The 22954-nt window shown below is 56.5% G+C and carries 23 protein-coding genes and 1 pseudogene; 17 read left to right on the forward strand and 7 right to left on the reverse strand.

The features are described 5' to 3' along the window. Nucleotides 1-197: 197 nt before the first annotated feature. Nucleotides 198-305 (reverse strand): annotated as a pseudogene (locus AC0T7J_RS07195) (TonB-dependent receptor plug domain-containing protein); the annotation flags it as partial. Nucleotides 306-487: 182 nt separating this feature from the next. Between AC0T7J_RS07195 and AC0T7J_RS07200 the strand changes: the two are divergent. The 7 genes from AC0T7J_RS07200 (at nucleotide 488) to AC0T7J_RS07230 (ending at nucleotide 6805) form a co-directional block, all read left to right on the forward strand. Beyond that, a complete protein-coding gene (locus tag AC0T7J_RS07200) occupies nucleotides 488-1924 on the forward strand; it encodes a circularly permuted type 2 ATP-grasp protein (RefSeq protein ID WP_045139728.1) in 1437 nt (478 codons plus the stop codon). Further along, complete coding sequence (locus tag AC0T7J_RS07205; RefSeq protein ID WP_473793100.1) at nucleotides 1918-2844, forward strand: alpha-E domain-containing protein; 927 nt, start codon at nucleotides 1918-1920, stop codon at nucleotides 2842-2844. Before AC0T7J_RS07200 ends, AC0T7J_RS07205 begins: the two co-directional genes overlap by 7 nt. Beyond that, a complete protein-coding gene (locus AC0T7J_RS07210; protein WP_473793102.1) occupies nucleotides 2841-3623 on the forward strand; it encodes a transglutaminase family protein in 783 nt (260 codons plus the stop codon). Before AC0T7J_RS07205 ends, AC0T7J_RS07210 begins: the two co-directional genes overlap by 4 nt. A 79-nt stretch (nucleotides 3624-3702) precedes the next feature. Further along, entirely contained in the window at nucleotides 3703-4431 is a 729-nt protein-coding gene (locus tag AC0T7J_RS07215) for a proteasome-type protease (protein ID WP_031594062.1), read from the forward strand. A gap of 121 nt (nucleotides 4432-4552) precedes the next feature. Then, the gene (locus AC0T7J_RS07220; RefSeq protein WP_010672163.1) at nucleotides 4553-4798 is read left to right on the forward strand and encodes a YmjA family protein; all 246 of its coding nucleotides are present in this window, start codon (nucleotides 4553-4555) and stop codon (nucleotides 4796-4798) included. A 337-nt stretch (nucleotides 4799-5135) separates the two neighbouring features. Continuing rightward, nucleotides 5136-5624, forward strand: a complete 489-nt coding sequence (locus AC0T7J_RS07225) for a cold-shock protein (RefSeq protein WP_010257735.1) — start codon at nucleotides 5136-5138, stop codon at nucleotides 5622-5624. A 326-nt stretch (nucleotides 5625-5950) separates the two neighbouring features. Then, the gene (locus tag AC0T7J_RS07230) at nucleotides 5951-6805 is read left to right on the forward strand and encodes a PA4780 family RIO1-like protein kinase (RefSeq protein WP_033786757.1); all 855 of its coding nucleotides are present in this window, start codon (nucleotides 5951-5953) and stop codon (nucleotides 6803-6805) included. A 67-nt stretch (nucleotides 6806-6872) separates the two neighbouring features. Here the strand turns inward: AC0T7J_RS07230 and mgtU are convergent, their stop codons facing one another. Next, complete coding sequence (mgtU, locus tag AC0T7J_RS07235) at nucleotides 6873-6959, reverse strand: magnesium transporter protection protein MgtU (protein ID WP_368656836.1); 87 nt, start codon at nucleotides 6957-6959, stop codon at nucleotides 6873-6875. Nucleotides 6960-6969: 10 nt separating this feature from the next. Continuing rightward, the gene (gene mgtA, locus AC0T7J_RS07240; protein WP_473793105.1) at nucleotides 6970-9672 is read right to left on the reverse strand and encodes a magnesium-translocating P-type ATPase; all 2703 of its coding nucleotides are present in this window, start codon (nucleotides 9670-9672) and stop codon (nucleotides 6970-6972) included. A 658-nt stretch (nucleotides 9673-10330) separates the two neighbouring features. Between mgtA and AC0T7J_RS07245 the strand changes: the two genes are divergently transcribed. From AC0T7J_RS07245 to speG, 6 genes are all read left to right on the forward strand, one after another. Further along, the gene (locus AC0T7J_RS07245) at nucleotides 10331-11899 is read left to right on the forward strand and encodes an ABC transporter substrate-binding protein (RefSeq protein ID WP_473793107.1); all 1569 of its coding nucleotides are present in this window, start codon (nucleotides 10331-10333) and stop codon (nucleotides 11897-11899) included. Further along, complete coding sequence (locus tag AC0T7J_RS07250) at nucleotides 11899-12951, forward strand: ABC transporter permease (RefSeq protein WP_473793109.1); 1053 nt, start codon at nucleotides 11899-11901, stop codon at nucleotides 12949-12951. The genes AC0T7J_RS07245 and AC0T7J_RS07250 overlap by 1 nt, the downstream gene beginning before the upstream one ends. Continuing rightward, on the forward strand, nucleotides 12948-13805 hold the full coding sequence (locus tag AC0T7J_RS07255; RefSeq protein ID WP_010257750.1) for an ABC transporter permease: 858 nt from the start codon (nucleotides 12948-12950) through the stop codon (nucleotides 13803-13805). Before AC0T7J_RS07250 ends, AC0T7J_RS07255 begins: the two co-directional genes overlap by 4 nt. Then, nucleotides 13795-14625: an ABC transporter ATP-binding protein gene (locus AC0T7J_RS07260; RefSeq protein WP_473793111.1), complete on the forward strand. Its 831-nt coding sequence runs from the start codon at nucleotides 13795-13797 to the stop codon at nucleotides 14623-14625. The genes AC0T7J_RS07255 and AC0T7J_RS07260 overlap by 11 nt, the downstream gene beginning before the upstream one ends. Beyond that, nucleotides 14618-15295, forward strand: a complete 678-nt coding sequence (locus AC0T7J_RS07265) for an ABC transporter ATP-binding protein (RefSeq protein ID WP_010257754.1) — start codon at nucleotides 14618-14620, stop codon at nucleotides 15293-15295. Before AC0T7J_RS07260 ends, AC0T7J_RS07265 begins: the two co-directional genes overlap by 8 nt. A 255-nt stretch (nucleotides 15296-15550) precedes the next feature. After that, entirely contained in the window at nucleotides 15551-16096 is a 546-nt protein-coding gene (speG, locus tag AC0T7J_RS07270) for a spermidine N1-acetyltransferase (RefSeq protein WP_003850356.1), read from the forward strand. Here the strand turns inward: speG and AC0T7J_RS07275 are convergent, their stop codons facing one another. From AC0T7J_RS07275 to AC0T7J_RS07290, 4 genes are all read right to left on the reverse strand, one after another. Further along, complete coding sequence (locus AC0T7J_RS07275; RefSeq protein ID WP_010257757.1) at nucleotides 16097-16516, reverse strand: hypothetical protein; 420 nt, start codon at nucleotides 16514-16516, stop codon at nucleotides 16097-16099. It lies immediately after the preceding gene. An 85-nt stretch (nucleotides 16517-16601) separates the two neighbouring features. Beyond that, the gene (gene mmuM / locus AC0T7J_RS07280; protein ID WP_473793205.1) at nucleotides 16602-17537 is read right to left on the reverse strand and encodes a homocysteine S-methyltransferase; all 936 of its coding nucleotides are present in this window, start codon (nucleotides 17535-17537) and stop codon (nucleotides 16602-16604) included. Continuing rightward, on the reverse strand, nucleotides 17527-18936 hold the full coding sequence (gene mmuP, locus AC0T7J_RS07285; RefSeq protein ID WP_033758676.1) for an S-methylmethionine permease: 1410 nt from the start codon (nucleotides 18934-18936) through the stop codon (nucleotides 17527-17529). The genes mmuM and mmuP overlap by 11 nt, the downstream gene beginning before the upstream one ends. A gap of 135 nt (nucleotides 18937-19071) precedes the next feature. After that, complete coding sequence (locus AC0T7J_RS07290) at nucleotides 19072-19407, reverse strand: DUF2002 family protein (protein ID WP_003850360.1); 336 nt, start codon at nucleotides 19405-19407, stop codon at nucleotides 19072-19074. A gap of 153 nt (nucleotides 19408-19560) precedes the next feature. On the opposite strand from AC0T7J_RS07290, the gene AC0T7J_RS07295 reads away from it, so the two are divergent. The 4 genes from AC0T7J_RS07295 (at nucleotide 19561) to nrdE (ending at nucleotide 22950) form a co-directional block, all read left to right on the forward strand. Beyond that, complete coding sequence (locus AC0T7J_RS07295) at nucleotides 19561-19878, forward strand: DUF883 family protein (protein ID WP_010257764.1); 318 nt, start codon at nucleotides 19561-19563, stop codon at nucleotides 19876-19878. Nucleotides 19879-20181: 303 nt separating this feature from the next. Beyond that, nucleotides 20182-20424, forward strand: a complete 243-nt coding sequence (gene nrdH / locus AC0T7J_RS07300) for a glutaredoxin-like protein NrdH (protein ID WP_086906287.1) — start codon at nucleotides 20182-20184, stop codon at nucleotides 20422-20424. A gap of 4 nt (nucleotides 20425-20428) precedes the next feature. Beyond that, nucleotides 20429-20842: a class Ib ribonucleoside-diphosphate reductase assembly flavoprotein NrdI gene (gene nrdI, locus AC0T7J_RS07305; RefSeq protein ID WP_473793115.1), complete on the forward strand. Its 414-nt coding sequence runs from the start codon at nucleotides 20429-20431 to the stop codon at nucleotides 20840-20842. After that, the gene (nrdE, locus tag AC0T7J_RS07310) at nucleotides 20812-22950 is read left to right on the forward strand and encodes a class 1b ribonucleoside-diphosphate reductase subunit alpha (protein ID WP_473793118.1); all 2139 of its coding nucleotides are present in this window, start codon (nucleotides 20812-20814) and stop codon (nucleotides 22948-22950) included. Before nrdI ends, nrdE begins: the two co-directional genes overlap by 31 nt. The last annotated feature ends 4 nt before the right edge of the window (nucleotides 22951-22954 follow it).

Genomic DNA, 22954 nt, shown 5'->3' on the forward strand with positions numbered 1-22954 from the left:
ACAGCCGGGACCTCAACCGTCCCGGCCAGAACATTACGCCAGAAACGATAATCAACCGCAGCGAAATATCTGCTGCCATGTTCGTTATAGCTATCGTCGCCACGGTTGAGATTGTTATCGGTCAGATTCAAAACCCCCTCGCGGATCTTTACCGTTTTATTCACCTTATACGACCCGCCTGTATTCCGGATGGAGTATCCGCCCTGCGCATCGGAGCCGTATAAGGACGACATTAGCCCGCGCACCACTTCGATACGTTTGGTCGATTCCGCGGAGATCCAGCTCAGATCGGAATCGTGATGGCGAAGGTCGTTTTTTGTTCACCACGGCACACTAAGCGCCATATTAAGACACTCCCTCGCTGGGCATGCACCAAAAAAGGGCTTTGACGTTGCAACATTACGGCTTTGCACCGTTTCGCTTCTTCAGATGCTGGCACACTTTATGCTTGGGTAGATTGACAGCCTTTAACGTCTGCGAGGTGACGATGCTGAATATCAATCTCTCCGCTTCACCCTTTTTTGATGAGATGCTTCTGGCTGAAGGTGAGCACCGTGACCACTACGCCGCCTACTGGCAATGGCTGCAACAGGCTGATCACCTGGCTATACAGCGCAAGCGGGAAGAAGCCGCCCTTCTGTTTCACCGGGTAGGTATTACCTTCAATGTCTACGATGACGATAATGGTGCTGAACGGTTGATCCCGTTCGACAGCGTGCCACGTATTATCCCGGCCGCCGAATGGGCCATGCTCGATGCCGGCATCCGCCAGCGTGTGCAGGCACTCAATGCCTTCCTCTACGATATCTACCATGAACAACATATTCTGAAGGCGGGAATCATTCCGGCAGAACAGGTTCTGGCTAACGAACAATATCAACCCTGTATGCAAGGTGTTGATCTTCACCGTGATATCTATGCGCATATTGTTGGCGTAGATATGGTGCGCAATAGTGATGGCGAATATTACGTCCTGGAAGATAACCTGCGTACCCCCTCCGGCGTCTCTTATATGCTGGAGAACCGTAAAATGATGATGCGGCTCTATCCGGAACTCTTTGCGCAGCAACGCATTGCTCCCGTAGAACGCTATCCGTCGCATCTTTTACAAACGCTTCGCGAAAGCTCGCCCATTAACGATCCCACCGTGGTGGTATTGACCCCAGGCCGCTTTAACAGCGCTTACTTCGAACACAGCTTCCTGGCCCAGCAGATGGGCGTTGAACTGGTTGAAAGCGCCGATCTGTTCGTGAAGGATGGCATGCTTTTCATGCGCACGACTGCCGGGCCATGCAGAATACATGTGATCTATCGTCGGGTTGATGACGCTTTCCTCGATCCGCTGGCATTCCGCCCGGACTCCATGCTCGGGGTACCGGGACTGCTGTCGGTTTACCGGGCTGGCAATGTCGTCCTGGCCAATGCCATTGGCACTGGCGTGGCTGATGACAAATCTATCTACCCCTACGTACCGGATATGGTGCGCTTTTATCTGCAGGAAGAACCGATCCTCAATAACGTGCCAACCTGGCAGTGCAGACATAAAAATGAGCTGTCGTATGTGCTGGCCAACCTCGAAAAAATGGTCGTGAAAGAGGTTCACGGTGCTGGCGGTTACGGCATGTTGATTGGACCCGCCGCGAACAAAGCTGAGCTCGCCCACTTCCGTGACCTGTTGCTGGCTCGTCCGCAGAATTATATCGCGCAAAACACGCTGGCGTTGTCCACCTGTCCCACTTTTGTCAACGACGGCCTGGCACCACGTCATATCGATCTCCGACCCTTTGCGCTGAGTGGTGCGGAGATTCGACTGGTGCCCGGCGGCCTTACCCGCGTAGCGTTGACGGAAGGTTCGCTGGTCGTCAATTCGTCACAGGGCGGCGGAACCAAGGACACGTGGGTACTGGAGGATGATATATGCTGAGCCGGACAGCCAGTGAACTCTATTGGATGGCCCGCTATCTGGAGCGGGCAGAAAATATCGCCAGGGTACTGGACGTCACCAACAAGCTGTCGATGATGCCAATCCGCAACGGGGGTAATCATGATCTGCTGGTACCGCTCAACCTGACCAACACCAGCGAGCTGTATGCTGAGACTTACCCGACACTGACGATGCCCAATCTGGTCACGTTTTTCGCCCTTGAGAGCCGGAATTACAGCAGCATTTTTAGTTGCCTGCAGATGGGCTGGAACAACGCGCATGCGGTACGTGGCAGCCTGTCATCCGAAGTCTGGGAATGTATCAACGCCACCTGGATCGCGATGAAATCGATACGCCGTCAGGGCATAGGCTCAGACGGTGCCGATGCCTTCTTTGACTGGGTGAAAGAGCGATCTCATCTGTTCCGTGGTGCCATGTTCGGTACCCTGCTCCGCAGCGACGCGATGCACTTTATTCGTCTCGGGACGCTGCTGGAACGGGCTGATGGCACCGCCCGTCTGCTGGAGGTGAAAAACAGACTGATGGATATTGATGACGATCCGGTGCGCGAATATTACCGCATGGACACACTGCTGCAGGCGGTAAGCGCGCGCGAAGCCTACCATAGTATTTATAAGCAGCCGCTGAGCCGGGAGACCATCGCCGAACTGATGATCCTGCGCAACGAGCTGCCGCGTTCGTTGCTGGCGTGTATCAACGATATGGTTCAGCAACTGGAGCTGATAGGGGGCCGTGCAAACCAGCCACGCCGCCTGGCGCACATCCTGCACGCCGAGCTGCGCTTCAGTTCCATGAAAGACCTCAGCAGAATCGGGCTGAACAACTGGCTGGATGCCTTTCTCGCCCAGTTAAACGAGATCGCCGAAAGTATTCATCACACTTATCTGGAGGCGCAATGAAACTTAGCATTGAGCACAACACGCATTATCGCTACGACCAGGCGGTGCAACGGAGTATCCAGTACCTGCGGCTGACGCCTCAGGAATCGCCTCATCAACGCATACTATCCTGGGAACTGACCTTACCGGATAAGGCGGTTTGCACCACTGATGCCTTCGGCAACATCATGCATGTGCTGACACTCGATGAACCGCATGAGTCCATCACCATTCAGGCACATGGCGTGGTGGAGATTGAACACGGCATTGAAGATCAGGCGCAGGGGCATTTGTCGCCGCTCGTTTTTCTGCGCCACAGCCCGCTGACCCAGCCCGATGCGGCGATTCAGGCTTTTGCCCTGCGCTATTATCAACCCAAGGCGATTCTGACCACCCTGGAAAATCTGATGGGAGACCTGCTGCTCAGGATGCCTTACACCCCTGGTTCTACCCTTGTGACCGACAGTGCCGCTGAGGCTTTCGCCGCCGGTAGCGGAGTGTGCCAGGATCATACGCATGTCTTTCTGAGCTGCTGTCGTAGCCTGAATATACCGGCACGCTACGTCAGCGGTTACCTGCACAGCAAAGATTCTGCACATGTCGCGACCCATGCCTGGGCCGAAGTCTGGGTGGACGACCGCTGGCACTGCTTTGACATTACCAACAATACCCGTATACCTGATCAACATCTTAAGCTTGCTGTGGGTATTGATTACCTGGATGCCTGTCCGGTGCGCGGTTTACGCATTGGCGGTGGATACGAAGATATGTGCGCGATTGCCGCCGTACAAATGATGTAAATTGACCTGTAGCGACTTGCTGATGGTAAAAACTTCATGCACGCTGATGGCGTGCACATTTTTTTAAGGGGAGTGTGGTATGACCTATTGTGTGGCCATGCGCCTGTCATCCGGGCTGGTCTTTGCATCCGATTCACGTACCAATGCAGGGGTGGATCACATTTCCACCTTCCGTAAACTGCATGTGTTTCATCAGGACGGCGATCGTACGCTGGTGCTTCAGACTGCCGGTAATCTGGCGACCACTCAAAGCATTATCAGTCTGCTGCGACACCGCAGCAGGAATGCCGATTGTCCCAATCTGCTGAATGCCTCCAGCCTTTACGAGGCCGCTTCACTGGTAGGGGAGACGGTTCGTGAGGTGATCCAGCGTGACAGTGAGGCACAACAGAATGGCAGTACGACAGACTTCAGTTGCAACCTGCTGCTCGGCGGTCAAATCAACGGGGATGATATTGGTCTGTTTCATATTTACCCACAGGGTAATTTCATCGAAGCAACGCGCGATACGCCCTATTTCCAGATTGGTGAAAGCAAGTACGGCAAACCGATTATTGACCGGGTGCTGCACTACGACATGTCTCTGGAGCAAGCGATGCAATGCGCGCTGATTTCACTGGATTCGACCCTGCGCAGCAATCTGTCTGTTGGCCTGCCGCTCGACGTCATGATCTACCCTTGTGATAGCTTCAGCGATGCCCGGCAATACCGCATTACCGAAGACCATCCCTACTTCACGACTATCCGTAAAGGCTGGGGAGAAGGCTTAGTCAGCACCTTCAAACAGCTACCACCGCTGGTTCTGTAGTCAGACTCGTGTGCCCTGTTCCCCTTTACAGCCCCAACCCAAACACGAAATAATACCCCTCTACGCCGGGCCACAACGCCCTGCCAACGCTTAAACCCAAACTCAACTCTGCGGACACCCTATGAATAACGAAATCTCTCTCAAATACTATGATGTCGCAGATGAGTATGCGACGGAGTCCGCTAAGCCAGTGAGCGAAGCTGAACGTACCCCGCTGGCGCATTACTTCCAGCTGCTGATCACCCGTCTGATGAACAACGAAGAGATCAGTGAAGAGTCGCAGCAGGATATGGCGCGTGAAGCGGGTATCGATGAGCAGCGTATTGATGAAATTGCCGAGTTCCTGAACCGCTGGGGCAACGAGTAACAGACACTCACCGGCAGACGAGCTTTACGCAGTTTGCCGGTTAATCTGCCTGACTCAGTACCGCATTCGCCCGCCGGTATTCTCATAAAAACGCACAATGCTGACAGCCACGTGTCTCACGTGGCTGATGTCCGTTCCCAGCTCTGCTACCGACCCATCTTCGTCTTTATCTGCCGCTACACACGCCATCGCTCTCGCCTTAACCAGCCACAAAGTCCCCTTCCGCCCCACATCCTCTGGCGCACCTGAAAATTATCATCCAGACTTATATAGTCTGCGCAGGCATTGTGTTTTACACTGCGCGCTGTAAAAAACTGAGTAGATTAAGCAGGCAAAAATGGCGATGAACGGAACGATCACAACCTGGTTTGAAGATAAAGGTTTTGGCTTTATCAAAGATGAAAACGGTGATAACCGCTATTTTCATGTGATTAAGGTCGCCAATCCTGATCTGATCAAGAAAGATGCGGCGGTGACGTTTGAACCCACCACCAACAACAAGGGCTTATCCGCCTATGCGGTGAAGGTCGCGCCGACAAGCAAATACATCTATATCGCAGGCGAGCGGCTCAAGATCACCTCGATTAAGTCTTATCTGGTCTACAACGAAGAAGTGCCGGTCGATGCCGGTGTCGATAAAGAGAACGCGGTGTTGTCAGTGGGTCTGTTGCTGAATAATATCCGGCCGAAAACTGACCCGAACGCCAATGAGATGCGCTCGCTGAAAAAGCTGGCGGTCACCACCTTCCAGGGTACGACACTGATCTTCTCTGAAGATGAGATCGACATTGAAAGTACGGTTAAAGTGCTTAAAGGCCTGAAGTAATCCCGAAGGCAGGCCGAAATTCTGTTGGCAGGATTTCGGCCTTCAGGCGCCTGCCAGCATGCACTTCAGGCACATTTCTCTGACACGAAATCCCCGCCCACAGGGCTGATACATGACAAAGCGTTCCTCTGGCGGATAAAACCGTCCTGCTCTCCCCTCTAATCCATTGTTTATGATAAAACAAAGGTCAAAAGCGCAGCTCATCAAGGTTCATCCCCACAAAGCGACTTTCCAGGGTAGAATTAGAAACTTTGTTCAGTCATTGCCAATGTTTTCCATCATCGCAAAGTGATACGAAAAGCGGGTGAAATAAGGTATAAAGCCGCATGAAAATCCCAAACAGAATCCAGCCCCTGGTCGATGACGGCCTGATTGACGATGTCCTGCAGCGGCTGAAAAGCGGCAAAGAAGCAGACGTCTATACCGTGCTATGCGGCGGCAAGGTGCAGTGCGCCAAAGTCTATAAAGAAGCGACCCAGCGTAGCTTCAAGCAGGCCGTGCAGTATCAGGAAGGTCGTAAAACCCGTAACAGCCGTAACGCCCGCGCCATGCAGAAAGGCACAAAGTTCGGCCGTAAGCAGCAGGAAGAGTCCTGGCAGACCGCCGAAGTAGATGCCCTGTTCCGCCTGGCGAACGCCGGTGTTCGCGTGCCACAGCCTTATCTCTGCATCGACGGTGTGTTATTGATGGAGCTGGTGACCGATGCCAATGGCTCGGTCGCGCCACGTCTCAGCGATGTCTCTCTGTCTGAAGAGCAGGCGGTCACGGATTTCCACACCATGATCCGCAACATCGTTCGTATGCTCTGTGCCGGTATCGTTCACGGTGACTTATCCGAGTTCAACGTGCTGCTGGATGAACAGGGCCCGGTGATTATCGACCTGCCTCAGGCGGTCGATGCGGCGGCCAATAACCATGCCGAGTCGATGTTTGAACGTGACGTGGACAACATCACCTCTTACTACGGTCAGTTCGCTCCGCAGCTGTTGAAGACGCGCTATGCCAAAGAGATCTGGCTGCTCTATGAAGATGGCAAACTGACACCGGAAACGCCGCTTACCGGGAAGTTTGTGGAAGAGGAGCGCGTGGTCGATATGGATTCTCTGATGGATGAGATCATCACCGCAGAAGATGAATACTACGAGCGCCAGCGCGCCAGCCGTGAGCGCGACGAAGAGTAACTGCATCAATAAAAAAAGGCAGCGAGTCGCCTCGCTGCCTCTCCCTTACCGCTCTATCACAACGCCTTCACCGCACAATGACCGTCAGCGCAATCAGAGTTAAGCCGATGATCATCACGCCGACAAAGACCGTATCGAGCCTGCCTTTTTTCATCTTCTCCTCCCTAGAACCACTGACCAAAGCGACGGATGTAGAAACGCTTCATGCCCTGTGCCACCAGGCAGTAGCTGAACAGCGTCAGCACCAGCCACGGGAAATATTGCCATGGCAGTGGCACCAGACCTACCATCGCACCCAGCGGGGAGAACGGGATCAGGATGCCCAGCGCCATCACCGCCAGCGTAGTCAGCATCACCGGTAAGGTGGCGCGACTCTGAATAAACGGAATCTTCCAGGTACGCAGCATATGCACCACCAGTGTCTGTGACAGCAGCCCCTCGATAAACCAGCCGGACTGGAACAGCGACTGCACGCCTGCATGGTTAGCGCCGAAAACAAACCACATCAGCGCAAAGGTGGTGACGTCAAAAATTGACGAGGTCGGGCCCATCCACAGCATGAAGCGTTTGATGTTGCCGGCATCCCATTTACGCGGCTTATTCAGAAACTCACGGTCAACCTTGTCCCACGGCAGCGCCAGCTGGGAAACGTCATACATCAGGTTCTGAATCAGCAGATGAATCGACAGCATCGGCAGAAACGGAATAAAGGCACTGGCCACCAGCAGCGAGAAAACGTTGCCGAAGTTGGAGCTGGCGGTCATGTTGAGATACTTGATGATGTTGCCAAAGGTCTCGCGCCCTTTGAGTACACCCTCATTCAGCACCTGTAAATCCTTTTCCAGCAGGATGATGTCCGATGAGGCTTTCGCCACATCCGCCGCGCTGTCCACGGAAATCCCGGTGTCAGCCACCCGCAGCGCAGGCGCGTCATTAATGCCATCGCCCAGGAACCCGACGGTGTGACCGTTCTGCTGCATCAGCCGCACCAGACGGGATTTTTGCAGCGGCGTCAGCTGAGCAAACAGGGTGCAGCGTTCTGCTTCCTGCGCCAGCTCATCATCGTTCATCGCCTCAATCTGATCGCCGGTCAGCATCGCCGGATCGGTCAGCCCGACATCGGCACAGACCCGCAGCGTCACCAGCGGATTGTCACCGGTCAGCACTTTCACCGTCACGCCGCTGTCACGCAGGGCTTTAATCGCTTTGCCCGCGCTGGCTTTAGGCGGATCGCGGAAGGTCAGCATTCCCTGAATAATCAGATCGCGCTCATCACTGTCGCTGAGCGGCGCGTGAAGCTCGCCATCACGGGTTGCCACCAGCAGCACGCGATAACCCTGCTGATGATAGTGTTCGGTCTGCGCCAGCAGCGCCGCACGCTGTGCCGCATCCAGTGCGACCACCGTGTCGCCCTGCCGCACGGCAATGCTGACGGCCAGCATCTCTTCCACTGCGCCTTTGCAGATCAGTCGTGAACGATGCTGAGTCAGATCCTCCACCAGCACCGACACCCGACGGCGGGTAAAATCAAACGGCAGCTCATCGATCAGCTGGAACTGGCTGCGCTGAGACGGTGAAATGACCTTGTCGCCCGCGCAGAGTAAGGCGCGATCCATCAGGTTTTTCGCGCCACTCTGGCTGCCGCTGTTGAGCCATGCCAGCAGCAGCACCTGTGCATCTTCGTTGCCCCGCGCGTCCAGATGATGCGCCAGCAGGATGGTGTCCTGGGTCAGCGTGCCGGTTTTGTCGGTGCAGAGCACATCCATCGCGCCGAGGTTCTGAATGGCGTTGAGCTTTTTGACGATCACTTTGCGACGTGACATCGCCATCGCGCCCTTAGCCAGGTTAGCGCTGACAATCATCGGCAGCATTTCCGGGGTCAGTCCGACCGCAACGGCCAGTGCAAACAACGTGGCATCCATCCAGTCGCCTTTGGTGAAGCCGTTAATTAGCAGTACCACCGGGACCATCACCAGCATAAAGCGAATCAGCAGCTTGCTGACGCTGTTCACCCCGCGATCAAAGGCGGTCTGCGGACGGCTTCCGGTCAGCGATGAGGCCAGGGAGCCGAACCAGGTTTCGCCGCCCGTCGCTACCACGACTGCGCTGGCTGTGCCGCTGGCCACGCTGGTGCCCATCAGGCAGATATTCGGTGATGCCAGCCGCTCCTGGGCGGTCTGACCTTCGGCATCGATGCCCGCATCGCTGCTCTGTTTCTCAACCGGCAGCGACTCGCCGGTCAGTACTGCTTCACTGATAAACAGATTACGTGAACTCAGCAGACGGACATCGGCAGGCACCTGATCGCCGGTGCTGAGCAGAATGATATCGCCCGGCACCAGTTCACTCATATCCACATCCTGACGCTGCGCGGTTTCGCTGCCCGGCTCACGCCGCAGCACGGTGACCTGGCTGCGCACCAGTGACTTCAGTGCCTGCGCCGCACGGTTGGTGCGAAACTCCTGCCAGAAGCGCAGCAGCCCGCTCAGCATCACCATGGTGAAGATGATGATGACGCCGGAGAGATCGGTCTCCTGACCGGCGCGCAGCGGCAGAATATAGTCGGTAAACAGGCTCACCAGCGCCAGGACCAGTAATACGTAGATAAACGGATTATTAAACGCCATCAGCAGCTGAATCAGCGCGGGAGGCGCTTTCTCATGCGCCACTTCATTACGGCCATACAAAGCCAGTCGTTTCGCCGCTTCAGCCTGAGTCAGACCCTGACGCTGACTGCGCAGGTTCGCCAGCGTCATATCAATGTGCTGGTCTGCCTGCTGCGCCACGGCAAACATTTTTTTACTTTTTTTATCATTACGGTTGCCGGATGAAGTGATCGCAACCTGTTCCAGTTTCATGTCGCTCATTTCGACATCTCCCTGATTTAAAGCAATAGTTGTCCTGCACGGGAAATAACGTGCATGGATAAAACCTGGCGTGGCCGGGTTATTTAATGGGGTGACTTTCAGAAACAGTCAGGTTATTCCGTCTGCACGCTAAATAATGACGCGCGCAGGGTTACCTGACGCCGGTTATACGCGGCGTTTTAAAAGTCTGATATCAGCGATTGGGCGCAGCCTGGGCTACGCCAGACGGGGCGGAGGAAAAAGAGCGAATATAAACAGCAGCATAACGCGCACTCCTGGTGATGACAGGATGAAAAATAAGGAGCGCGATCGTTAATTAAAGCGGGGATCGCTGCTCGCCGGTTGGCAAGCAGCAGAGGAAATTCAGCTTGCCAGAATAAAGGTTAATCTCGGGTGACTGTCCAACTGAATTCTCCTGAAGTTATCTGCCGCCATTATAAAGAGAGGCCGGCTTCGGTAAAGCAATAACGTATTGAATAACAGTTTCGTTGAGGATTTGTTTCTGCTCAGCTTGCCGCTTCGGTAACAGCGTGGCGATCTTCTTATAACCTCCAGGTAATGCTTATAACCTTTTGGCATATGATTAGCCCATATTCGACTATTCTTCGCATCGGCCCTTTCGTAAACTCGCGTAACTTTTCAGAGGCAAGGAAATTTCATGAAAACTATAATTCCATCATTGCTGGCGCTGACGCTGGCTGCCGCCTTCACAGCCCAGGCCGCAACACCAAAAGATACGCTGGTGATTGCACAATCCACTGACGACGCCGACAGCTTCGACCCGGCCAAAGGGTTTGAACTGACCAGCGTTCAGGCTTTTACGAACATCTATCAGCGCCTGGTACAGTCTGACCCGCAGAATCCGGTGGATCTGAAACCCACGCTGGCCACCTCGTGGCAGCCCGGCAGCGACAACCGCAGCCTGACGTTTGAACTGCGCAAAGATGCAAAATTCTCTACCGGCAACCCGCTGCGTCCGGAAGATGTGATCTTCTCGCTGGGCCGCGTGGTCAAACTGAACCTCGATCCCTCTTTCATCCTGACGCAGCTTGGCTGGACCAAAGATAACGTCGATGGCTTCCTGAAGAAAGTCGACGACAATCATGTGCAGATCAGCTGGACCGCCAACGTCAGCCCGACCTACGTCCTGAGCCTGCTCTCTGCCCCGGTTTCTTCCATCATTGATGAAAAAACCGCGATGGCGAACCAGAAGAACGGTGATTTCGGTAACGCCTGGCTGGCCACCCACTCGGCGGGCAGCGGCCCGTATCAGATTCGCAAAGTGGTGATGCATCAGGTGGTACTGCTCAGTGCTAACCCGACCTCACCAGCGGGCGCGCCAAAAATGAAGAACATCCTGATTAAGAACGTGCCGGAGCCGGCTGCGCGTCGTCTGCTGCTGGAACAGGGTGATGCCGATATCGCCCGTAACCTGGGTGCCGATCAGATTGCTGCGCTGAACGGCAAACCGGGCGTGAAGACGGAAGCGATTCCCATGGCGTCGCTCTACTACATCCAGTTCAACATCGGCGCGAACGAGACGATGAAGAACCCGGCCTTCTGGGAAGCGGCACGCTACCTGTGGGATTACAAAGGCATCGCTAACGAGCTGCTGAAAGGCCAGTTCGACGTGCATCAGAGCTTCCTGCCTAAGGGCTTCCTGGGCGCGATCAACGACACGCCATACAGCTACGATCCGGAAAAAGCCAAAGCGATTCTGAAGAAAGCAGGCCTGAACAACGTCACCTTCAAGCTCTCCACCAGCAACCAGCCGCCTTATCTGGATATCGCACAGGCGCTGCAGGGCAGCTTCGCCAAAGCGGGCGTGAAAGTGGAAGTGGTGCCGGGTCTGAGCTCCGAAGTGTCGACCAACGTGAAAGCGCATAAATATGAAGCGACGCTGAACGCCTGGGGCTCCGACTATTTCGATCCCAACACCAATGCCGCCTCGTTTGCTTACAATCCGGAAGATGGCAGCAAAACCATCGCCTTCCGTTCAGACTGGCACATTCCTGAGCTGAACAAGCAGGTGATTGCGGCGACCGCCGAGAGCGATCCGAAGAAACGCGTGGCATTGTATGAAGCGATGCAGCGTGACGTGATGAAAAACTCACCGTATGTGATTGGGATGCAGGCGAAGAACCTGATCGCCCTGCGCGACAACCTGAAAGGCTATGTGCAGGGCATTAACCCTGACATGGTGTATTACTCGCAGGTCACTAAGTAATGGCACAGTCTGTTCCTTCAGCCGGGTTCGCCCGGCTTTTTTGGCAGCGTGGCGGGCGCCTGATCGGTAGCGTACTGTCGCTGCTGGTCACGCTGCTTGGCCTGCTTGCCTTCACCTTTATGCTGTCGCATCTCTCGCCGATCGATCCGGTGCAGCAGATCGCCGGCGATCACGCCAGTGAAGCGACCTATGAGCAGGTGCGTCATGACCTGGGTCTCGACCAGCCGGTGCTGATGCAGTTCTGGCGCTACGTCGAACATCTGGCGCAGGGCGATCTGGGTGTCTCCCGTCTCACCAATCAGTCGGTGAGCAGTGACCTGATGACTACTTTCCCCGCCACCATCGAGCTGGCGACCTGCGCGATGATCTTCGCGGTGGTGTTCGGTGTGACGCTGGCGCTGCTGGCTGCCTGGAAACCGGGCAGCTGGATCGATAATCTCGCTCGCTTTGTCTCGCTACTGGGCTACTCGGTGCCGGTGTTCTGGCTCGGCCTGCTTGGCCTGCTGCTCTTCTATGCGGTGCTGCACTGGTCCGCCGGACCGGGACGGCTGGATGATATCTGGGTTTATACCCTGGAGCCGAAGACCGGCTTTGTGCTGATCGACAGCTGGCTGTCGGGTGAACCGGAGATGTTCCGCAATGCGATTGCGCACCTCTGGCTGCCGGTGGTGATCCTCGGCCTGCTGGCGATGGCGGGCATTACCCGTCTGCTGCGTGCTGCGCTGCTGGAAGAGAGCAGCAAAGAGTATGTGGTGCTGGCGCGTGCTAAAGGCGCGGGCCGGGTGCGCATCCTGCTGCGCCATATCTTCCCCAACGTGCTGGGCACGCTGGTCACGGTGATCGCCCTCTCCTACGCCACGCTGCTGGAAGGCTCGGTGCTGACCGAAACCGTCTTCGCCTGGCCAGGTGTGGGTCGCTATATGACCAATGCGCTGTTCTCCGGCGATGTGCCGGCGATTCTGGGCTCAACCCTGTTAATCGGCAGCTGCTTTATCCTGATTAATACCCTGGCGGATGTTTTAACCTGGTTAACCGATCCGAGAACCCGATGACGCAACAACTCTCTGAACTCGAAACGCTGCGACCACGCCGTCGCCGTCAACGCGTGACCTCGTTAACCGTTGGGCTGACGCTGGTGGCGATTCTTATCCTGATGGCACTGCTGGCACCGCTGATTGCGCCGTTTGATCCGAACGTGCAGACCATGTCGAGCCGTCTGCTGGCGCCGTCGGCACAGCACTGGTTCGGTACCGACGGCTTTGGCCGCGATCTGCTGTCGCGCGTGATTTACGGCGCGCGTCCGACCCTGCTGCTGGTGTCGCTGATTCTGGTGCTGACCATTCCGGCCGGACTGCTGATCGGCATCACCGCCGGTTACGTGGGTGGCTGGACCGAACGCCTGCTGATGCGCATTACTGATATCTTTCTGTCACTGCCCAACCTGGTAATCGCGCTGGCGCTGGTGGCGATTCTCGGCCCTGGCCTGATGAACGGCGCGCTGGCACTGGCACTGACCAGCTGGCCGCCGTTTGCCCGTCAGGCACGCGCTGAAACCCTGGCACTGCGCCGCAGCGACTACCTTGCCGCCGCGCGGATGCAGGGGATTACGGGCTTTCGCCTGATGTTCGGTCATATCCTGCCGCTCTGCATGCCGACGGCGGTTGTCCGCGCCGCACTTAGCCTGGGCGGGATTATCCTGGCCGCGGCCGGACTCGGTTTCCTCGGTATGGGCGTTCAGCCGCCGACAGCGGAATGGGGTTCGATGGTGGCCGAAGGCAGTAAAGTCATTTTTGATCAGTGGTGGGTTGCTGCTGCACCGGGCGCGGCGATTCTGTTTGCCAGCCTGGCCTTTAACCTGACAGGCGATGGCCTGCGCGACCGACTGGATACCCGTCATGCAAAATAATCTGCTCTATGCCGAGGGGCTGACCATTCGCAGCGACGATGCGCTGCTGGTCGATAACATCAGTTTTTCCGTAGGCCGCGAGCGTGTGGCGCTGGTCGGTGAGTCCGGTTCCGGCAAGTCACTGACCGCCCGCAGCCTGATGGGCTTACTGTCACCTGCGCTGCATCTGCAGGCCAGCCAGCTTCAGGTGGCCGGTGAAAATGCGCTGACGCTGAGCGAGCGTCACTGGAACCAGCTGCGCGGTAACCGCGTGGCGATGGTGATGCAGGACCCGAAGTATGCCCTGAATCCGACGCGCACCATTGGCTGGCAGGTGGAAGAGCCGCTGATCCTGCATCGCCGCCTGAGCCGTGCCGAGCGTAAAGAGAAAGTGTGTGAAATGCTGGATGCGGTCGGCCTGCCCGATCCGCGTCGTCTGATGCAGCAGTATCCGCATCAGCTCTCTGGCGGCATGGGCCAGCGCGTGATGCTGGCGATCGCCCTGATTACCGATCCGGACTTCCTGATCGCCGATGAACCGACCTCCGCGCTGGATCATGCCATGCGCGATCAGGTGCTGGCGCTGATCCGCGGTCTGGTGGAGGCGCGCAACATGGGCCTGCTGCTGATCAGCCATGACTTGCAGCAGGTTTCAGAACATTGCGAGCGGGTGATGGTGATGTATAAAGGCCGGTTGCTGGATACGCTGCCCGCCGCCGATCTGCCGCACGCTACCCATCCCTACACCCGCACGCTGTGGGCCTGCCGTCCGGGCAAAGCGACCCACGGACAGACATTACCGGTGCTGGATCGCGCTGCGCTGGAGGCGAATGATGATTAAGCTGCAGGATCTAAGCGTTGCCCACAAACAGGGTTACGAGCTGCGCACCGTGGTGCATGAGGTTAACCTGGAGGTTAATGCTGGCGAGTGTTTTGGTCTGGTGGGTCCGTCAGGCTGCGGCAAGTCGTCGCTGCTGTGGGTGCTGGCGGGTCTGAACCCACACTGGCAGGGTCAGATGCAGCTTGCCGGTCACGAGGTTCAGCCGGGTAAAGCCTTCACCGGCGCGCTGCGTCAGGAAGTACAGATGGTGTTTCAGGATCCCTATGCCTCGCTGCATCCGCGTCACCGGCTGCGTCGCACGCTGGCGGAGCCGCTGAAGCTGCTGAAACGCGACAATATCAACGATCGTATCGATCAGGGCTTCCGTCATGTCGGACTCGATCCCGCTCTGGCGGATCGCTATCCGCATCAGCTCTCCGGCGGTCAGCGTCAGCGTGTTGCCATCGTGCGCGCCCTGCTGCTGCAACCGAAGATCCTGCTGCTGGATGAGCCGACGTCGGCGCTGGATATGTCAGTGCAGGCGGAGATCCTCAATCTGCTCAACGATCTGAAACAGCAGGATGGCCTGACCATGGTGCTGGTGAGCCACGATCCCGATGTGATCGATCACATGTGCGATCGCGCCGTGCACATGTCGCAGGGTCGCATCATCGAACAGATCTCTGCCTGAAATCAGGCCGGACGGCGTTCGCCTGCCGTCCGGCGCTGCTGCATCCGCCACGCCTTTCCGTAACATCCCCTTCTTCCACCTTCAGCCTCTCCATCGCCAGAACGGCGCTCTGTTCTTTTCCTGTGAGTCATTAGATTGCCATGCGACGCTGTAAACCTTTACAGGCTGAAGCAGGCACGCGTATGCGACAGCGCAAAACGCAGCGGCTGGCTGATGCGGTATACTCGCGGCAATTTTTTAAAAAGGAGTCTGACGATGACGGTAAAACTGCGTCCGCTGGAGCGGGAAGATCTGCACTTTGTCCATCAGCTGGATAACAACGCCAGCGTGATGCGTTACTGGTTTGAGGAGCCGTATGAGGCGTTTGTGGAGCTGTCCGATCTCTACAACAAGCACATTCACGATCAGACCGAACGTCGCTTTGTGGTGGAGCACAGCGGGCAGAAAGCGGGATTAGTGGAACTGGTGGAAATCAACCATGTGCACCGCCGCGCCGAGTTTCAGATCATTATCGATCCGGCGCATCAGGGCAAAGGACTGGCAACCCAGGCGGCAAAACTGGCGATGGATTACGGCTTCTCGGTGCTGAATCTCTACAAGCTCTACCTGATTGTCGATCAGGAGAACGAAAAAGCGATCCACATCTACACCAAGCTCGGCTTCGAGATCGAAGGCGTGCTTAAACATGAGTTTTTCATCAACGGGGAATACCGCAACACCATCCGCATGTGCATTTTCCAGCATCAGTATCTGGAACGCCATAAAACGCCAGGCGGAATGGTGAAGCCGACCGCGCAGTAATCAGCCGCGCGCGCCAACCGGGTTCATAAAGGGACGCGGGTGTTCCGGCTTGAGGTCGTACATGCCGCCATAGAAGGGATCGACCAGCAGCCAGCCGGGGAATCCACCCAGCGGGATATTGCCCAGCAGATACCACAGGTTAGCGCGTGCCTCGATAGGCACCGTGACCGGCACGTAGCCCGGGCTTTCCAGCATCAGCAGGTAGTGCTTTTTGCCGAAGTAGCGGCCGGTAGATTTTTCCAGTTCAACGGTCTGCGGCGTGAAACCCTGTGCAACCGCATAGCCACGCTCATCCTGCACGGTGAAGCGCGCACCCTGCGGCAAGGAGTCGATGCGCACCAGTTGGGTTTCATTGCCGACAATGGTGGCACAGCCGCTAAGCAGCAGCGCGGCGGCCAGGGCCAGAATTCGCTGTTTCATGAAGGGGTCCACAGAGTGATCAGTGATCAGAGTGTAGACCGCCCTCTCCACCTCAATCGGGCTATCATCGCCCGATTCAGCCAGCTTATTGCGGTTGACAAGCGCGGGCGATAGCCGCGATGTCGTTCGGTGAGGTGCGACAGCAGCCGCCAATCAGCTTCGCGCCCGCCCGCTGCCACTCAGCCAGTTTGTCATGCAGCGTGCAGCCTGACGGCGCTGAGTGCCAGGTTTTGCTGCCAGCATCATACTGCTCGCCGGAGTTGGGATAGACCACCAGCGGCTTGTCGGTCAGCTTCTGCAACTGCTGCAGCGCAGGCGTCACGCTCTCAAGTGCCACGCAGTTGATTCCCAGCGCCACCACCTGCGGCTGCTGATTCAGCCAGCTCACGACGTCTGAGAGCGGCGTGCCGTCGCTGATGTGTCTGGCGTCACGCAGGGTAAACGAGAACCAGGCGCGGCCTTCTGGAAATTCTGCCAGCAGCTTCACCAGCGCCTGCGCTTCAGCAAACGAAGGCAGGGTTTCGCAGGCCAGCAGATCGGCACCCGCCGCCAGCAGCGCCTGCACGCGTGGGCGGTGAAACGCCATCATCTCCGCTTCCGGCAACGCATAGTCACCGCGATATTCCGAGCCATCCGCCAGAAAAGCACCATAGGGACCGACCGATCCCGCTACCAGCAGCGTTTTCGCGTCGGGCCGGACCGCCAGATAATCGTGACGGGCGCGTCGCGCCAGTTCGACACTCTGCGCGATCAACGCCAGCGACTCCGCCTCATCAAGGCCACGTGTGGCAAAGCCCTGCGGCGTCGCCTGGTAGCTGGCGGTAATGGCACAGCGCGCGCCGGCGACAAAATAGTCGTAGTGCACCTGATAGATCAGCTCAGGATTTTCCATCAGCACCTTAGCTGACCATAATGCATCGGCCAGATGACAACCGCGGGCTTCCAGCTCGGTGGCCAGGGCACCATCCAGAATCAGCAGTGGCGACTCCGTTAAAGCCTGCGCGACAGGGTTATACGACATCATTGGCCTCCTCAGGCTTCGGGGATGATTTGTGGGTCAGATGGTAAGCGGCATAGCAGAACAGCACAAACGGGATGCCACACCACAGCGCGATACGCTGAGTCGGATCGAATGCCAGACCGACACAGGCCAGCAGGCAGAGCAGGAAACCCAGTACCGGCGTCAACGGATAGAGCGGCGCACGGTAGGCCAGATCGGCCAGCGATTTGCCCTGCTGAAGATGACGACGACGGAAAACAAAATGTGAAGCGCAGATGCTGAGCCAGACCGCCACCACAGCAAAGCCGGAGATGGCCGACAGCGCCACAAACACCGTGTCGGGCGCGACAACGCTGGAGACCAGCGCCAGCAATCCCCCCACCATGCTGACGGTGATCGCCAGCATCGGCACGCCGCGTTTATTCACCCGGGCAAAGGCGCGCGGCAGCGTATTTTCATTGGCCAGCGACCAGAGCATACGGCCGGACGCATAGAGTCCGGAGTTGGCCGCAGACAGGATAGCGGTCAGGATCACAAAGTTAATAATATCAGCCGCCCACGGGATGCCGATCTTTTCGAAGACCAGCACGAACGGGCTTTTCACAATACCCGCCTGATCCATAGGAATCAGCGCCGCCAGCACAAAAACCGTGCCGATGAAGAAGATAATCAGCCGGGCCACGGTGGTGCGGATCGCCAGCGGCAGCACTTTCTCCGGCTGCTGGGTTTCACCAGCCGCAATCCCGATCAGCTCGGTGCCGGAAAAGGCGAAGTTGACTGCCACCATGGTCATCAGAATCGGCAGTACGCCGTTGGGCAGCCAGCCGTGCGCCGTCAGGTTACTCAGGCCCGGTGCGGGCGTGCCATCCTTCATCGGGATAAATCCGAACATCGCCGCGCCCCCGAGCACGATAAAGGCGACGATCGTCACGACCTTAATCAGCGAGAACCAGAACTCCCCTTCGGCGAAGAAGCGGGTGGAGATAACGTTCAGCAGATAGATGGCGCAGCAGAAGACCAGGCACCAGATCCACACCGGGATCTGCGGGAACCAGTACTGCATACAGAAGCCGGCTGCCGTCAGGCTGGAGCCGAGGGCAACGGTCCAGGTCAGCCAGTAGAGCCAGGCCACGGTGTAGCCGGTTGCCGGGCTGAGATAGCGTGCGGCATAGACGTGGAACGCGCCGGTTTCCGGCATCGCTACGGAGAGTTCGCCCAGACAGACCATCACCAGCCAGACCACCAGCGCGCCAATCAGATAGGCGAGCAGCGTCCCCGCCGCCCCGGTGGTGGAAATGATATAGCCGGTATTAAAAAACAGGCCGGTGCCGATTACGCCGCCCAGCGATAACATCACCAGATGGCGCACTTTCATGGTGCGTTTAAATTGTTCCTGCGAGGGAGTTGGCTGTTCGCTCATCACTTTTATCCGTATGGACGTCTAAACATCTATAAGGGACAATTTTATACGCGTCACAGCCGGTAATTGCAACGGCAGGGAAACAGGGAGGAGGTAAAGGCGGTTCAGTGCCCCGTCGCGGCGGGGCCTGATGCATTAGCCGAAAACGCTTTGAATATAACGTTCCAGCGCCATGCGGGAACTAAATCCGTGCGGGATGCCGTAGTGTTCCTGTGAATCACCCGCCAGGTAGAGAGGGAATTGGGTGTAGTGATCGCAGGTCTTCATTTCTGAAGCTGGTTCAGCGAACGGCTGGCTCTTCTCTTTCAGTGTCGGGTGAATCACTAATGCCATGCGCCCCATGCGCGCTTCGCGATTCACATAGACATAGTTCTCTCCACGGCGATAGCCATAGGCCCGTGGGGTAATTTCATCGACTTCGAAACCCGCTTTTTCCAGTACGCGCGCTACCTCATCTGGTCGTAAATACATGCTCGATCCTCTCCTCTTTCAAAAGCTTCGCAACCTTACAACAGCATGACAGAGTGGGCATTCGGAATTTTCCCTAAAGAACACTCCCGCGTCTCGTTTATCTCAAGGTCGTCTACACTAGTATTACGTTTTTAAATCAAAGGGAGCTAAAAAATGTTTAATCGCACTGTAAAAAACGATGACATTGATATTAATCAGGATGTTAACGAATTGGCCGATTCACTGGAAGCATTGCTGAAATCTTACGGCAGTGACGCCAAAGACGAAGTGGATTCTGCACGCAGTCAGGCAGAAAAGCTGCTGAAACAGACCCGCTCCAGACTGAACGGCGGCAGCAACCGTGTTTCACAGGTTGCGCGTGATGCCAGTGCGCAGGTTGACACTTATGTCCATGACAAGCCATGGCACGGTGTTGGTATCGGTGCCGCTTTCGGTATCGTAGTGGGTGTGCTGCTGGCTTCACGCCGCTAAGCTAAGCTCCAGAAAATCTCCTGAGCCCTGCCCTGTGCGGGGCTTTTTTATGCCTTTTTTCTGGCCAGTGATATTTACAAAATAATTTTCCAGGCTGCAGGGCGCATCCCTGCTGGCTTTGCCGCTGTTGCGCAAATGCAAATCATAAAACCCTATATCTGGTGGGCTTGACCCATAAAAACACTACATCTAGTATTTACCTCATCAGTACGACACCAGATGTCCGGCAGAATGAGGCCCGCAACCTGCGCCTCCTGCTCTGTTTCCTGACATCAGAACCGCATACAGAGGGAAATACGAATCATGCGCATTATTATTTACACTAAAGATAACTGTGTCCAGTGCACGGCAACCAAAAATGCGATGGACCGTCAGGGGCTGGCCTATCAGCTTATCAATCTCGACAGCCAGCCCGAGGCGATCGACAACCTGAAATCACTGGGTTACCGCCAGGTACCGGTCGTGATGGCAGATAACGATCACTGGAGCGGCTTCCGCCCGGACAAAATCGCCACGCTGCGCCCGCTTTCTGCTGTCGGGGGATAAGCACATGTTCCCGCTGGTCTATTTTTCCAGCCAGTCGGAAAACACCCACCGGTTTGTGACGCGCCTCGGCCTGCCCGCCCGGCGCATCCCGCTTGATGCCCGTGAGCTGCTGCATATCGACCAGCCCTATATTCTGGTCGTGCCCAGCTATGGCGGTGGCAGCAGTCGCGGTGCGGTGCCCGGTCAGGTGATTCAGTTTCTTAATGATGAGGCGAACCGACGCGGCATTCGTGGCGTGATCGCCGCGGGAAACCGTAACTTCGGTGCCGGTTACTGCCTGGCGGGCAGCATCATTGCAAAAAAATGTCAGGTTCCCTGCCTCTACCGCTTCGAGCTGATGGGAACGCCTGACGATATCGCGAAAGTTAAAGCGGGAGTAACCCAATTTTGGCAACAACAGATACCCTCAACGGCGTGACGCTCGATTATCACGCCCTTAATGCCATGCTCAATCTCTACGACGCCGAGGGCCGCATCCAGTTCGACAAGGATCGCGAAGCGACACGTCAGTTTTATCTGCAGCATGTGCAACCCAATACCGTCCCCTTCGCCAGCTGCGCTGAGCGTTTACGCTATCTGGTGGCAGAGAGCTATTATGAAGCCGAAGTGCTGAACCAGTACGATTTCAACTTTCTGCTTGCGCTGCATGAGGTGGCGGAAAATTGGGGATTTGAGTTCAAAACCTTTCTCGGTGCCTGGAAGTACTACACCAGCTACACCCTGAAGACCTTCGACGGCAAACGCTATCTGGAAACTTTCGAACAGCGCGCCTGCATGGTGGCGCTGACGCTGGCTCAGGGCGATGAAAAGCTTGCGCGGGCCCTGCTGGAGGAGATCCTCAGCGGCCGTTTTCAGCCCGCTACACCAACCTTCCTGAACTGCGGCAAACAGCAACGCGGTGAGCTGGTCTCCTGCTTCCTGCTGCGCATCGAAGACAACATGGAGTCGATTGGACGCGCCGTGAATTCGGCTCTGCAGCTCTCAAAGCGCGGCGGCGGCGTCGCCTTTTTGCTGTCGAACCTGCGTGAGTCCGGTGCGCCGATCAAACGTATTGAAAATCAGTCGTCGGGCGTTATCCCGGTGATGAAAATGCTGGAGGATGCCTTCTCTTATGCGAATCAGCTCGGCGCGCGTCAGGGCGCTGGCGCGGTGTGGCTCAATGCGCACCATCCCGATATTTTCCGCTTCCTTGATACCAAGCGCGAAAACGCCGATGAGAAGATCCGCATCAAAACCCTGTCGCTGGGCGTGGTGATCCCCGATATCACCTTCCAGCTGGCAAAAGAGAACAAACCGATGGCGCTGTTCTCACCTTACGACGTTGAACGGATCTATGGCCAGGCCTTTGGCGATATCAGCATCAGCGAGAAATATGACGAGATGCTGGCCGACGACCGCATCCGTAAAACCTATATTCAGCCACGCGACTTCTTCCAGACGCTGGCCGAGATTCAGTTTGAGTCGGGCTATCCCTACATCATGTATGAGGACAGCGTGAACCGCAGCAACCCGATTGCCGGTCGCATTAACATGAGCAACCTCTGCTCTGAGATCCTGCAGGTGAACAGCGCCAGCGAGTACAATGACGATCTCAGCTATCGCCGGATCGGTAAAGATATCTCCTGTAATCTCGGCTCACTGAACATTGCGCATGCCATGGATTCACGCGATCTGGCGCGCACCGTGGAGGTGGCGATCCGCGCTCTGACCTCGGTGTCGATGATGAGCGAAATTGGTTCGGTGCCCTCGGTCGCCGAAGGCAATCGCCGTTCGCACGCCATTGGCCTGGGTCAGATGAACCTGCACGGCTATCTGGCGCGGGAAGGCATCGCCTATGGTTCACCGGAAGCGCTGGATTTCACTAATCTCTACTTCTACTGCATCACCTATTATGCGCTGTGCACCTCTAATCAGCTGGCACAGGAGCGTCAGCAGACCTTCGACGGCTTTGCGGATTCGCAGTACGTCAGCGGCGTCTACTTCGATAAATATCTGCAGCGCGCATGGCTGCCGCGCACGGAACGGGTAGCGACGCTGTTTGCCGACGCCGGACTGACGCTGCCGACACAGGCGGACTGGCAGGCGCTGCGCGACGCGGTGATGCAGCACGGGCTGTTTAATCAGAACCTGCAGGCGATCCCGCCAACCGGCTCCATCTCCTATATCAACCATGCCACCTCCAGCATCCATCCGATTGTCTCTCCTATCGAGATCCGCAAAGAGGGCAAAACCGGCCGCGTCTACTATCCCGCGCCGTTTATGACCAATGAGAATCTCCATCTCTATCAGGATGCGTATCAGATTGGGCCGGAAGCGATTATTGATACCTATGCAGAAGCGACTCAGCACGTCGATCAGGGGCTGTCGCTGACGCTGTTCTTCCGTGATGACGTCACGACCCGTGACATCAACAAAGCGCAGATTTACGCGTGGAAAAAAGGCATCAAGACGCTCTATTACATTCGACTGCGCCAGATGGCGCTTCAGGGCACGGAGGTTCAGGGCTGCGTCTCATGCTCCCTGTGATGAA

Source organism: Pantoea sp. E956-1, assembly GCF_982223955.1.